Source organism: Wenzhouxiangella sp. XN201 (assembly GCF_011008905.1).
Lineage (GTDB): Bacteria > Pseudomonadota > Gammaproteobacteria > Xanthomonadales > Wenzhouxiangellaceae > Wenzhouxiangella.
The window spans coordinates 289,385-302,089 of the sequence record NZ_JAAIVI010000017.1 but is presented as its reverse complement, the minus strand read 5'-3'; the positions used below and the strand labels follow the sequence as shown (position 1 = coordinate 302,089).

Sequence of the window (12,705 nt, the reverse complement as noted above, 5' to 3'; positions counted from 1 at the left end):
TCCAACATGAAACGATCCCTGATCCTGGCAGCACTGCTCGCCTGCACCACCGCTATGGCTGAATCGCCCGTGGCCATCGCCATTCACGGCGGCGCCGGCACCATCCTGCCGGAGAACATGACAGCCGAACGCGAGAAAGCCATTCGCAGTGCCCTCGAACAGTCGATCCGCGCCGGCCACGAAGTGCTGGAAGCGGGCGGCCCGTCGCTCGAGGCGGTCGCAACCGCCCTGCGCGTTCTCGAGGACGCACCCGAATTCAATGCCGGCCGCGGCGCGGTGCTGACCAACACCGGCACGGTCGAGATGGACGCATCGATCATGGACGGCCGCACCCTCAATGCCGGCGCAGTGGCATCGGTCAAGCGCATTCGCCACCCGATCGACGCCGCAAAACGCGTCCTGCACGACTCCCCGCACGTGATGCTGATGGGCGAAGGGGCCATGAGCTTCGCCGAAGAACACGGCCTGGAGTTCAAGGACGAGGACTGGTTCATCACCGACTTTCGGCGCGAACAACTCGAATCCATCCAGGCCGATGAACAAGCCGCCACCCAGTTGTCGGAGGACTGGTACTCGACCGTCGGTGCTGTAGCCCTCGACGCCGACGGCAACCTGGCCGCCGCCACCTCCACCGGGGGCATGGCCAACAAGCGCTGGGGCCGGGTTGGCGATTCGCCCATCATCGGCGCCGGCACGTATGCCGATAATCGTTCATGCGCCGTCTCGGCGACCGGCCACGGCGAATTCTTTATCCGCCACGTCGTTGCCTACAGCATCTGCAGCCTGATGCGCCACGGTGGCGCCACACTGCACGAAGCCGCCGACTCGATCATCAACGGCACCCTCAAGGAACTCGGTGCTGACGGCGGCGTGATTGCCATCGATGCCGAAGGCCATATCGCCATGCCGTTCAACACCGCTGGCATGTATCGGGCCACCATCGACACCGAGGGACAACTGCAGATCGCCATCTATCGCGACGAGTAATTCAGAAGGCAACACGATCCGCCATGACTCAGACCCTATTCAGGGACGATGCCTACCAGCGAAGCTGCCGCGCCATCGTCACCGAAGTGACCGATGCCGGCGTCATCCTCGACGCCACGGTGTTCTATCCGCAAGGCGGCGGCCAGCCCGGCGATATCGGCAAGCTGAGCTGGGCGGACCAACAGGCTGACGTGGTCGACACGCGCCTCGACGGCGAGGGCCGCATCGTCCATTACCTGGTCGAGGGAGCAGCGGTGCCCGAACCGGGCACGTCGGTGGTGGCTGAAATCGATTTCGAGCGCCGCCACCGCCTGATGCGCATGCACACCTGTCTGCACCTGCTCTCGGCCGTGCTGCCCTACCCGGTGACCGGCGGCCAGGTCGCCGACGGCTCGGGCCGGCTGGACTTCGACCTGCCCGACCCGCCCGACAAGGAAGACGTCGAGCGGGAACTCAATGCGCTCATCGCCGCCGATCACACCGTCGGGTCACGCTGGATCGACGAGGCCGAACTCGAGGCCCATCCCGAACTGGTCAAGACGATGTCGGTGGCGCCGCCGAAGGGCGCCGGGCGCATCCGCCTGATCGAGATCCCCGGTGTCGACCTGCAGCCCTGCGGCGGCACGCACGTGGCGCGCACCGGCGAGATCGGCCCGGTGCGGGTCCGGAAAATCGAGAAGAAGGGTCGCCAGAACCGGCGCGTCAAGCTCGAACTGGCCGGCTGATCACGGAAGGTGGGAATGGAACTGATGTCGTTTGCATGCCCCTGGTGCGGGGAGCACAACGAGCTGCCGCTCGACCCCGGGGAGTTCGGCCAGCAGGTTGTGATGGACTGTGCGGTCTGTTGCCGGCCGATCGAGATCGACCTGCCGGCCGACGGCGAGGGCCAGCCGGCGATTCGCGGCGAGGGTCAGTAGCCCGTCAGTGTGTTCCGAGGCCCAGGTTGCGGCACAGGGCCAGGCAGGCGCGGGAACGGTTGAGCGTGTAGAAGTGCAGGCCGGGGGCCCCACCCTCGAGCAGGCGACGGCACAGATCCGATACCACGTCCTCGCCGAATTCACGTAGCGAGTCCAGGTCACCGTCCTCTTCCCAGGCGCTGATTCGCTTGGCGATCCACAGCGGAATCTCGGCCCCGCACATGCGCGAAAAGCGCGCCAGGCCCGAATAGTTGGTGATCGGCATGATGCCGGGCACGACCGGAATTTCGACACCCTCGGCCCGGACTTCATCGACGAAGCGGAAATAGCTTTCCGGATTGAAGAAGTACTGGGTGATGGCGCCATTGGCACCTGCCTCGACCTTGGCCCGGAAATGCTCGAGATCGGCCCGCGGTGTGGGTGATTCCGGATGGTGTTCCGGATAGCAGGCCACCTCGATATGAAAGCGATCGCCGTAGTGTTCACGAATGAAGCGCACCAGGTCGACGGCGTGGTCGAACACGCCCGTGCCACCGCCAGAGGGCCGATCGCCGCGCAGCACCACCAGGCGCCCGATGCCGGCGTCGCGATAGCGATCAAGCAGGTCGCGGATGCTGTCGATGTCCTCGGACATGCAGGAGATGTGCGGAGCAGCTTCGACGCCGGTGGCCTCGCGGATGCCCAGCACCGTATCCCGGGTCCGATCGCGCGTTGATCCACCAGCGCCGAAAGTGACCGACATGTAGGCGGGCTTCAGTGCCGCAAGCCGATCGCGGGTCCGCTCGAACGTCTCCTGCTGCTTCTCGTTCTTGGGTGGAAAGAACTCGAAGCTCAACTGCGGATTATTCATAAAGGTTTCAGCGTTCAGGTTTCGGGTTTCAGGGCGGGCTCCGTTCCAGATTTTCCTGAAAACTGAACCCTGAACCCTGAAACCCTACTTTTCCCTAGTACCGATAGTGCTCCGGCTTGTACGGCCCCTCGACCGACACGCCGATGTAGTCGGCCTGTTCCGGTCTGAGCTCGGTCAGGCGAACGCCGATGCGCTCCAGGTGCAAGCGGGCGACCTTTTCGTCCAGGTGCTTGGGCAACACGTAGACCTGGTTGTCGTAGCGTTCGCCGTGCTTGAACAGTTCGATCTGGGCCAGGGTCTGGTTGGTGAAGCTGTTCGACATCACGAAGCTCGGGTGACCGGTGGCACAACCCAGGTTCACCAGGCGACCCCGGGCAAGCAGGATGATCTTCTTGCCGTCGGGGAAGGTGATGTGGTCGACCTGCGGCTTGATCTCGTCCCATTCGTACTGTTCCAGGCTGGCAACATCGATCTCGTTGTCGAAGTGACCGATGTTGCACACGATCGCCTCGTCCTTCATGCGCCGCATGTGGTCGTGATTGATGACGTTGTAGTTGCCGGTGGCGGACACGAAAATGTCGGCCGCCTCGACGATACCCTCATCTTCGAGGTTGACCACCTTGTAGCCTTCCATGGCTGCCTGCAAGGCGCAGATCGGATCGACCTCGGTAATCCAGACGTTGGCCGAAAGCGCGCGCAACGATTGCGCCGAACCCTTGCCGACATCGCCGTAGCCGCAGACGATTGCGGTCTTGCCGGCGATCATTACATCGGTGGCGCGCTTGATGGCGTCGACCAGCGATTCACGGCAACCATAGAGGTTGTCGAACTTTGACTTGGTGACCGAGTCGTTGACGTTGATGGCGGGAAACTTGAGCGTGCCTTCCTTTTCCATACGATAGAGACGATTGACCCCGGTGGTGGTCTCCTCGGTCACCCCCTGGATGTTGGCGAGCGCATCGGAATACCAGCCGGGATTGCTCTCCAGGCGCTTCTTGATGGCCGCGAACAGGGCCTTTTCCTCCTCGCTGCCCGGATTGTCGAGCACGCTCGGATCCTGCTCGGCCTGGGCACCCAGGTTGAGCAACAACGTGGCATCACCGCCGTCGTCGAGAATCATGTTGGCGGTCTGCCCATCGGGCCACTGGAAGATGCGGTGAGTAAATTCCCAGTACTCATCGAGCGTCTCGCCCTTGAAGGCGAACACGGGGATGCCGCGCTCGGCAATCGCGGCCGCGGCGTGATCCTGGGTGGAGTAGATGTTGCACGATGCCCAGCGCACTTCCGCGCCCAGCTCGATCAGGGTCTCGATCAGCACGGCGGTCTGAATGGTCATGTGCAGGGAGCCGGCAATTCGCGCGCCCTTGAGCGGCTGGTCGTCGGCATACTCGGCGCGGGTCTGCATCAGGCCCGGCATTTCGGTCTCGGCGATCTTCATTTCCTTGCGGCCGAAATCGGCCAGGCTCGGATCTGCGACATGGAAGTCCTTGTCGGTCGGAGCGTACTGCTCGTCGAAGAGCACGCCTTTCTTCACGTCTTCGGGGTTGGCGTTCATGGTTGCTTACCTCGTGATTCTTTCCATTTTTGAAAAATCGTCGATTCATCCGACCTAGTCGGCTTCGATACCTGGTGTGAAGTGTCAAGTGTGAAGTGTTAAGTGGCGGGCCTCCGGTTGGGCCTTTCTTTTACTTCACACTTCACACTTTTCACTTAACACTTTGTCATTCAGATTCCCGCGTCAGCGCGCAGGGCCTCGGCCTTGTCGGTCTTCTCCCAGCTGAAGGTCGTGAAATGCTCGGTCACTTCGTGTCCGTCGCGGATGACTTTCGCCGAGGTTTCCTGCGGCTGACGCCCGAAATGACCGTGGGTCGCAGTTTCGCGATACATCGGGTGCAACAGGTCAAGTGCCTTGAGGATGCCATAGGGCCTGAGATCGAAATGTCGACGGATGAGTGTCTCGATCGTCTCCTCGGGGATCTTGTTGGTGCCGAAAGTCGTGACCGACACCGAAGTCGGCTCAGCAACGCCGATCGCGTAGCTGACCTGCACCTCGCACTTGTCGGCCAGGCCGGCGGCGACCACGTTCTTGGCCACGTAGCGGCCGGCATAGGTAGCCGAGCGGTCCACCTTGGACGGATCCTTGCCCGAAAAGGCACCACCGCCGTGGCGTGCCATGCCACCGTAAGTATCAACGATGATCTTGCGGCCGGTCAGGCCGGCGTCTCCCACCGGCCCGCCGATGACGAACTTGCCAGTCGGATTGATGTGGTATCGCGTCTTGCCGTGCAGCCATTCTGCCGGCAGCACGGGCTCGATGATGTGCTTGCGCACCCCCTCGCGAATCTCCTCGAGTCCGACGCCCTCATCATGCTGGGTCGACAGCACGACGGCATCGATGGCCACCGGCTGGCCATCCTCATAGCGCAGCGTGAGCTGACTTTTGGCATCCGGCCTGAGCCAGGGCAACGGATTGTCACTGTGCTTGCGCACCCGCGTCTGCTGTTCGACCAGGCGATGCGCGTAATAGATCGGCGCAGGCATCAATACATCTGTTTCATTCGAGGCATAGCCAAACATCAAACCCTGGTCGCCGGCACCCTGGTCTTCGGGAATCTCGCGGTCGACCCCCCGGGCGATGTCCGGTGACTGCTTGCCGATCATGTTGATCACCGAGCAGGTGTGGCCGTCGAAACCGACATTCGAGGAGTTGTAGCCGATATCAACGATGACCTGCCGGATCAGCTCCTCGAGATCGACCCAGGCAGTGGTCGTGATCTCGCCGCCGACGATCACCGCTCCGGTCTTGAGAAAGGTCTCGCAGGCGACGCGGGCGTGCGGATCCTGCGCCAGGATGCCGTCGAGGATGGCGTCGGAAATCTGGTCGGCCATCTTGTCCGGATGGCCTTCCGAGACGGATTCGGAGGTGAAGAGATACGGTCGCATGGGTCTATTATCTTTTAATCGGGATAGAAAGATATGCATTGTAGCGCAGTGTCTCCCGGCTTGCATCCCGGCGCCGTTGGCGGAACACTGACAGCGACTCGACCGGCGAGACTGGAATTTGTCCTGGGAAACCCTGGCGCTGCTGTTGTTCCACGCGCTCCTAGCCCCCGCTACCGCCGTGCACGCGCTGCTGTACAAGCGCGAAGCGCGCGGGGCTTTCGGCTGGATTGCCGTATGTATCGTCACGCCCGTGGCCGGCCCCGTCCTCTACCTGTTCTTCGGTCTCAACCGAACCCGTAACCGGGCGCGGCGATTTTCGATGCCGGCACTGTACTCGGGTGAACGCGGCGGGACCGTGGATGAACCGCACCCCCTGCCCGATGGACTGCCCAGCCCGCTTGTCGAGCTGGCCCGCAGCGGCCGGGCACTCAGCCGACATCCACTGGCATCAGGCAATACCATCGAGCCTCTGTTCAATGGTGAACAGGCTTACCCGGCCATGCTCGAGGCGATCGAATCGGCACGGGAACGTATTTGCCTGACGACCTACATCTTCGATCACGACAAAACCGGCGAGGCGTTCACCCAGGCCCTGAGCGATGCGGTCAAACGGGGCGTGGATGTGCGCGTGCTGATCGACGGTGTGGGAGAGTGGTACGCGCGACCCCGGGCCAGCGGGCGGCTCGCCCGGGCGGGCGTTCGCTGCGCGCGCTTCCTGCCGCCGCGCCTGCTGCCGCCGTCGATGTCGATCAATCTGCGCAATCACCACAAGATCCTGGTGGTCGACGACCGTGTCGGCTTCACCGGTGGCCTGAACATCAGCGACCGGCACCGGGTCGACGAAGCCGGCATTTCGCAACCAACGGCTGATGTGCATTTCCGCCTGTTCGGTCCGGTGGTCGGACAACTGACCCTGGAGTTCCAGCGCAGCTGGGAGTTCGCCACCGGCGAAGCCATCGAACATCGCCCCGTGATCGAGCCGGAGCCAGGCGCACTCCTGTGCCGGACGATCACGGACGGTCCCGACGAGGACCTCGACCGGCTGACCATGCTGCTGTCGGCAGCCGCGGCCAGCGCCCGTCAGTCGGTGCGCATCATGACGCCCTATTTCCTGCCGCCGCGTGAACTCATCGGCGCGCTGCAGGCCGCGGCCGTGCGCGGCATCGACGTCCACATCGTGTTGCCCGAAAGAAGCAACCTGCCCTATGTCGACTGGGCCACGCGCAATATGCTCTGGGAACTATTGTTTCGCGGCGTTCGGGTGAGCTACCAGCCGCCCCCCTTCAATCACGGCAAGCTGTTCGTGATCGACGATTTCTATTGCCTGATCGGCTCGACCAACTGGGATCTCCGGAGTCTCAGGCTCAATTTCGAGCTGCAGGTCGAGGCCTACGGCCCGGAGCTGGCGGGTCGGCTATCGGCATGCATCGATCAGGCCGCCGCGGCCGGCCGTGCGGTTACCCTCGAGGAGGTCGACAACCGAGGCTTCCCGGCCCGCCTGCGCGATGCCGCCTGCTGGCTGTTCTCACCCTATCTCTAGTCGCCGAGATTGGCCGGGGATGGCGCGCGTTGACGGGAATTTCGCGGCCCGCTTTGGTAATATTCGCCGTTCTATGCGCTACTTCCTGTCACTCGCCTTCATACTTGCCGCCCTGTGGCTCGGGATCTCGGGCGTCTACAAGCCGGCCATCCTGGCCCTCGGCGCGGCCTCGGTGCTGCTCGTGGTGTGGCTGTCGGCGCGGATGGAAGTGGTCGGCACCGAGCACAACCCGGCGCTCTATTCCTGGCGGCTACCGGTCTACTGGGCCTGGCTGATCGGGCAGATCGTCAGCGCGAATGTGCACGTTGCCCGGCTGGTCCTGCAACCACAGCGCATTCATCCACGGGTGATCCGCGCGCCGGTGCCGCTAGAGACACCGGTCGCCAAGGTGACCTACGCCAACTCGATCACGCTGACGCCCGGCACTGTGACGCTTCAGCTCGAAGATGACTTCATCGAGGTCCATGCCATCGACGACCATTCGGCCGCCGGTATCGAAGACGGCAGTATGGCCAAGCGCCTTCGCTGGCTCGAACAGGGCCGGGAAGCCAGCCGGTGACTATTGTGCTGATGATCACCGTGCTGGCAGTCTTCCTGACCATGGCGCTGGCGCTCGTGCGCGCCTTCAAGGGGCCGACCAACTATGACCGCATCCTGGCGGTCAACGTATTCGGAACCAAAACCGTGCTGGTCGTCGCCCTGATCGTGTTCATCACCGGTCACGACGATCTCGTCGATGTGGCGCTGGTCTACGCGCTGATCAACTTCATCACCGTGGTCGCCGTTCTCAAGCTGGTCAAGATGCGCGACCTGGCTGCATCCAGGGAAGGAGACATCACCGATGGTTGAAGTGGTGCTCGACTGGATTTCCTGGCTGATGCTGCTGACCGGCGGTCTGGTAGCCGTTATCGGCGGCTTGGGTCTGCTGCGCTTTCCCGATCTGTACACGCGCCTGCACGCTGGCGGCATGACCGACACCCTGTGCACGCTATTGATCATCGGCGGACTGATCCTGCAGGCCGGCCTGAGCATCCTTTCGATCAAGCTGGCCCTGATCCTCCTGTTCATGCTGTTCACTGCGCCGACGGCCTCGCATGCGCTGGCACGGGCCGCCATGGTCGACAACGTGAAACCGTGGACCGACGAAGGAGCGCCGCCATCGAAGTCCTGATCGACATCGCCCTGCTGTTCCTGCTGGTCGTCGTGGCCGTGGCGGTCGTGCGCATGCGCGACCTGTTCGCCTCGGTCATGCTGTTCGCCATCTATTCCTTGTTGAGTGCCGGCCTGTTTGCCGTGCTCGACGCCGGCGACGTGGCCTTGACCGAAGCGGCCGTGGGAGCGGGTATCAGCACGCTATTGGTGCTGGCGGTGCTGACGGTGGCGCGCCGCGACGAGACGATCGTGCCGGGAAACAATTGGCCAGCGCTGATCGTGGTCGTGGTTACCGGGGCAGCCCTGATCTGGGCCACACTCGATTTGCCCGAATTCGGCGCGCCTGACAATCCCGTCCACACCCACGTTGCGCCCTACTACATCGAGCAGGCCTACCCGGATATGGGCGTACCCAACATGGTCGCTGCCGTGCTCGCCAGCTACCGTTCGATCGATACCATCGGCGAGGCCTTTGTAATCCTCACCGCCGGCCTGGCGGTGTGGGCCCTGTTGTCGGTTCGCCCGCAGCGGCGCCGCAAATTGCCGCCCGAGGGGAAGGACGCGCGATGAGAGAACACGGCATCCTTCGCGTCGTCGCCCGCTTCCTGATTCCATTGATCATGCTGTTCGGGCTCTACATCCAGTTCCACGGCGACTATTCGCCCGGCGGCGGTTTCCAGGCCGGCGTGGTGTTTGCAGCCGCCTGGATCCTGTTCGTGCTGATCTACGGCCTGGAGGACGCGCTCAAGGTCATTCCCGAGCGGGCCATGTTCGTGCTCATGCTGCTGGGCGTGCTGATCTACGCCGCGGTTGGCATTGCCGGCGTGCTGCTGGGTGGGCATTTCCTCGATTTCTATCCGCTGCTGCCGGGCAAGCATGCGGCCCAGCAGTTCGGAATCATTACGGTCGAACTGGGCGTGGGCCTGACGGTGGCGACCGTGATGATGCTGGTGTTCACGCAGTTCGCCCGCCGCCGTGAGTTGCTGGCCCTGGCCGAGGACGAGGCGGACTGATGGCGGCACTCGGTCACATCAACTACTGGATCGTCGTTGTCCTGATGATGATCGGCTTCTACTGCGTCATTGCCCGGGGCAACATGGCCAAGAAGATGATGGGGCTGAACATCTTTCAGACTTCGGTGTTCATCCTGTTCATCTCCGCCGGCAAGATCATCGGCGGCTCAACGCCGATCCTGCGCGAAGGGGTGGATGTCTACTCCAACCCCTTGCCGCACGTACTCATCCTCACCGCCATTGTCGTCGGCGTGGCCACCACGGCCGTCGGCCTGGCCCTGGCCATGCGCATCAAGGAGGCCTACGGCACGATCGAGGATGACCTGATCCACGACGACGAACCCGCGGCCGCCGACGAGGACAATCGATGACGCTGATCGAATGGATGCCGTTCAGCGTGCTGGTGCCGCTGATCGCCGCACCCGTATGCGCCCTGCTGCCCGGACGCATGCTGCCGTGGCTGCTGGCCTTGCTCGCGGCCGCGGCCAGCACGCTGATCGCCGCACTCGTCCTGCCCGCGGCGATGGCCGGCCCGCTGTCCTATGCTTTCGGTAACTGGCCGCCGCCGATCGGCATCGAATACCGCGTCGATGGCGCCAACGCCTTTGTCGCCCTCTTGGTCAGCGGCCTGGCCGTGCTGGCCACGCTGTGGGGGCGCAAAAGCGTCGATGACGAACTCGGCGAACGCCAGGGCGTGTTCTACAGCCTGTTCCTGCTCGCCCTGGCCGGGCTGATGGGCATCACGCTCACCGGCGATGCATTCAACGTGTTTGTCTTCCTCGAGATTTCCTCGCTGTCGACCTACGCGCTGATCGCCCACGGCCCCGACCGCCGTGCCCTGCTGGCTTCGTTCCGCTATCTGATCATGGGCACCGTCGGCGCCACCTTCTTCCTGATCGGCGTCGGCTTTCTCTACATCATGACCGGCACGCTCAACATGGTCGACCTCGCTGAGCGCCTGCCACAGGTGGCCGACACCCGCACCGTGCAGGTGGCGTTGGCTTTCATCATCGTCGGCATGGGCCTCAAGCTGGCCATGCTGCCGCTGCATCTGTGGCTGCCCAACGCCTACACTTACGCCCCCAATTTCATCAGTGTGTTCATCGCCGGCACGGCCACCAAGGTGGCGCTGTACGTGATGATCCGCATGATCTACACGGTCTTCGGCGCTGATTACAGTTACGGCGTTCTGCCGCTGGCCGCGGTATTCCTGGCGCTTGCCCTGGCCGGGATGTTCATTGGCGCCTGGACCGCCATCTTCCAGGCCAATCTCAAGCGCATGCTGGCCTGGTCGTCGATTTCTCAGGTCGGCTACATGCTGCTCGGCCTGGCGCTGGGCACGGCCGCCGGACTGACCGCTTCTTTCCTGCACCTGTTCAACCACGCGCTGATCAAGGCCGCGCTGTTCATGGCTGTGGGGACGGTCGCCTGGCGGGTCGGCTCGGTTCGGATCGAGGCCTTCCATGGCCTGGGGCGACAGATGCCCTGGACCATGACCGCTTTCGCCCTGGCCGGGCTGTCAATCATCGGCATTCCGACCACGGCCGGCTTCATCAGCAAGTGGTACCTGATCATGGCCGCCATGGATGCCGGCCAGCCCTGGCTGGTGGCGCTGATTGTCATCAGTTCACTGATGGCGGTCATCTACGTCTGGCGGGTGGTCGAAGCGGCCTGGTTCAAGTCACGACCGGCTGAGGCCGAGCCGGTGCGGGAGGCACCCCTTGCGCTGCTGGTGCCGCTGTGGCTGGTGGTCGGGCTCAACTTCTGGTTCGGGCTCGACACCCGCCTGCCAGTGGCCGGCGCCACGGCCGCAGCCCAGGCCCTGATCGGGTCGACGGGGGCGCTGCCATGAGCCCGGTAACCGTCATCCTGATCCCCTTCTTTGGCGCCATCGCCATCGCCCTGGCCGGGCGCTGGCCGAAGCTGCGCGACGGGCTTGGCTGGCTGGCCGCCATCGTCTTCTTCATCGGCGTTCTTCAGCAGATCGGGCCGGTGCTCGACGGCGCCGGGCGGGAGCAGACGCTGTGGTCGATCCTGCCGGGACTGGAGATCGCCTTCCGGGTCGAGCCGCTGGGCCTGCTGTTCGCCCTGGTGGCCTCCGGGCTGTGGCTGGTGGCCACGCTCTACGCCCAGAGCTACATGAAGGCGCTGAACTACCCGCATCTCGGCCGTTTCTTTGCCTGCTATGCGCTGGCGCTGGGCGCGGCTGCCGGCGTGGCCTTTGCCGACAACCTGATCACGCTGTTCATCTTCTACGAGATCCTGACCCTTTCGACCTACCCACTGGTCACCCACTCGGGCAGCGAGGATGCACGCCGCGGCGGTCGCATCTACCTGGGCGTCTTGCTGACGACCTCGATCGGGCTGCTGTTGGTCGCCATCTTGTGGACGTATTTCGCCACCGGCACGGTCGACTTCGAGCAAGGCGGCATTCTCGCCGGCCAAATCGACGAAAGCTGGTTACCGCTGCTGGCCGGGCTGTTTTTCTTCGGCATCGGCAAAGCCGCCCTGATGCCGGTGCACCGCTGGCTGCCCGCGGCGATGGTTGCGCCGGCCCCGGTCAGTGCCCTGCTGCACGCCGTAGCCGTGGTCAAGGCGGGCGTATTCACGGTGCTCAAGATCGCCGTGTATATCTTCGGCATCGACCTGCTGGCCGAAACCCAGGCGAGCCTGTGGATCGCCTGGGTGGCCGCGTTTACCATCCTGGCCGCTTCGCTGATCGCCCTCACGCTCGACGATCTCAAGGCTCGCCTGGCCTACTCGACCATCAGCCAGCTCAGCTACGTCGTGCTCGGCGCGCTGGTCGCCACGCCACTGGCCCTGCTCGGCGCCATCCTGCAACTGGCCATGCACGCGGTGGCCAAGATCACGCTTTTCTTCGGCGCCGGCGCGATCCAGGTCGCCCACCAGCGCAAGAAGATTTCGCAGCTCGACGGCCTGGGCCGCGTCATGCCCTACACCTTCGCCGCGTTCACCATCGCCAGCCTGAGCATCATCGGCCTGCCGGTATTCGCCGGCATGTGGTCGAAGTGGTACCTGGTTGCCGGAACCCTCGAGGGCGGACACTGGGCGCTGGTCGCCACCCTGATTGCCAGCTCGCTGCTCAATATCGTCTACCTGCTGGTGGTCCCGATGCGCGCCTTCTTCGGCCGGCCCGACGAGACGCTCGACACCAGCCGGATCCAGGAAGCCCCGTGGCCGATGGTGGCCGCAATGGTGCTGACTTCGGGCGGCTGCATAGCACTGTTCTTTTTCCCGGAGCCGCTGTTCCGGCTGGCCTCGATGGTGCCTGGAGGATGAAAG

The 12,705-nt window shown here is 63.7% G+C and carries 15 protein-coding genes; 12 read left to right on the top strand and 3 right to left on the bottom strand.

The window, feature by feature from the left end; all coding sequences use genetic code 11:
• The first annotated feature begins 6 nt into the window (after positions 1-6).
• Genes G4Y73_RS01945 through G4Y73_RS01935 form a run of 3 tightly spaced genes read left to right on the top strand, consistent with a single transcriptional unit; the run spans position 7 to position 1,904 of the window.
• Positions 7-987, top strand: a complete 981-nt coding sequence (locus G4Y73_RS01945) for an isoaspartyl peptidase/L-asparaginase (protein ID WP_164228826.1) — start codon at positions 7-9, stop codon at positions 985-987.
• Between the two features lie 23 nt (positions 988-1,010).
• Positions 1,011-1,712: an alanyl-tRNA editing protein gene (locus tag G4Y73_RS01940; RefSeq protein ID WP_164228824.1), complete on the top strand. Its 702-nt coding sequence runs from the start codon at positions 1,011-1,013 to the stop codon at positions 1,710-1,712.
• Between the two features lie 24 nt (positions 1,713-1,736).
• Entirely contained in the window at positions 1,737-1,904 is a 168-nt protein-coding gene (locus tag G4Y73_RS01935; protein WP_205596451.1) for a CPXCG motif-containing cysteine-rich protein, read from the top strand.
• A gap of 4 nt (positions 1,905-1,908) precedes the next feature.
• Here the strand turns inward: G4Y73_RS01935 and metF are convergent, their stop codons facing one another.
• The 3 genes from metF to metK all read right to left on the bottom strand — a co-directional run bounded on the left by metF (position 1,909) and on the right by metK (position 5,697).
• Positions 1,909-2,754, bottom strand: coding sequence for a methylenetetrahydrofolate reductase [NAD(P)H] (metF, locus tag G4Y73_RS01930; RefSeq protein WP_164228819.1), 846 nt, complete (start codon positions 2,752-2,754; stop codon positions 1,909-1,911).
• Positions 2,755-2,848: 94 nt separating this feature from the next.
• A complete protein-coding gene (ahcY, locus tag G4Y73_RS01925; protein ID WP_164228817.1) occupies positions 2,849-4,309 on the bottom strand; it encodes an adenosylhomocysteinase in 1,461 nt (486 codons plus the stop codon).
• 170 nt (positions 4,310-4,479) lie between these two features.
• On the bottom strand, positions 4,480-5,697 hold the full coding sequence (gene metK / locus G4Y73_RS01920) for a methionine adenosyltransferase (protein ID WP_164228815.1): 1,218 nt from the start codon (positions 5,695-5,697) through the stop codon (positions 4,480-4,482).
• Between the two features lie 118 nt (positions 5,698-5,815).
• Here metK and G4Y73_RS01915 point away from each other — a divergent pair, with 118 nt between their 5' ends.
• From G4Y73_RS01915 to G4Y73_RS01875, 9 genes are read left to right on the top strand one after another with little or no spacing between them, the layout of a single operon-like run.
• Entirely contained in the window at positions 5,816-7,237 is a 1,422-nt protein-coding gene (locus G4Y73_RS01915) for a phospholipase D-like domain-containing protein (RefSeq protein ID WP_164228813.1), read from the top strand.
• Between the two features lie 19 nt (positions 7,238-7,256).
• Positions 7,257-7,796 carry a Na+/H+ antiporter subunit E gene (locus G4Y73_RS01910; RefSeq protein WP_164228811.1) on the top strand — a complete coding sequence of 180 codons (540 nt, stop codon included), beginning with the start codon at positions 7,257-7,259 and terminating at the stop codon, positions 7,794-7,796.
• Positions 7,793-8,086 (top strand): monovalent cation/H+ antiporter complex subunit F, encoded by a 294-nt coding sequence (locus G4Y73_RS01905; protein WP_346426814.1) that lies wholly within the window; start codon positions 7,793-7,795, stop codon positions 8,084-8,086. Before G4Y73_RS01910 ends, G4Y73_RS01905 begins: the two co-directional genes overlap by 4 nt.
• Entirely contained in the window at positions 8,079-8,408 is a 330-nt protein-coding gene (gene mnhG, locus G4Y73_RS01900; RefSeq protein ID WP_164228809.1) for a monovalent cation/H(+) antiporter subunit G, read from the top strand. Before G4Y73_RS01905 ends, mnhG begins: the two co-directional genes overlap by 8 nt.
• Complete coding sequence (locus G4Y73_RS01895) at positions 8,372-8,959, top strand: DUF4040 domain-containing protein (RefSeq protein WP_346426813.1); 588 nt, start codon at positions 8,372-8,374, stop codon at positions 8,957-8,959. Before mnhG ends, G4Y73_RS01895 begins: the two co-directional genes overlap by 37 nt.
• The gene (locus tag G4Y73_RS01890; protein ID WP_164228807.1) at positions 8,956-9,402 is read left to right on the top strand and encodes a Na(+)/H(+) antiporter subunit B; all 447 of its coding nucleotides are present in this window, start codon (positions 8,956-8,958) and stop codon (positions 9,400-9,402) included. The genes G4Y73_RS01895 and G4Y73_RS01890 overlap by 4 nt, the downstream gene beginning before the upstream one ends.
• Positions 9,402-9,773, top strand: coding sequence for a cation:proton antiporter subunit C (locus G4Y73_RS01885; protein ID WP_205596450.1), 372 nt, complete (start codon positions 9,402-9,404; stop codon positions 9,771-9,773). The genes G4Y73_RS01890 and G4Y73_RS01885 overlap by 1 nt, the downstream gene beginning before the upstream one ends.
• Positions 9,770-11,254 (top strand): monovalent cation/H+ antiporter subunit D family protein, encoded by a 1,485-nt coding sequence (locus G4Y73_RS01880; RefSeq protein ID WP_205596449.1) that lies wholly within the window; start codon positions 9,770-9,772, stop codon positions 11,252-11,254. Before G4Y73_RS01885 ends, G4Y73_RS01880 begins: the two co-directional genes overlap by 4 nt.
• On the top strand, positions 11,251-12,702 hold the full coding sequence (locus tag G4Y73_RS01875) for a proton-conducting transporter membrane subunit (protein WP_164228805.1): 1,452 nt from the start codon (positions 11,251-11,253) through the stop codon (positions 12,700-12,702). Before G4Y73_RS01880 ends, G4Y73_RS01875 begins: the two co-directional genes overlap by 4 nt.
• Positions 12,703-12,705 lie beyond the last annotated feature (3 nt).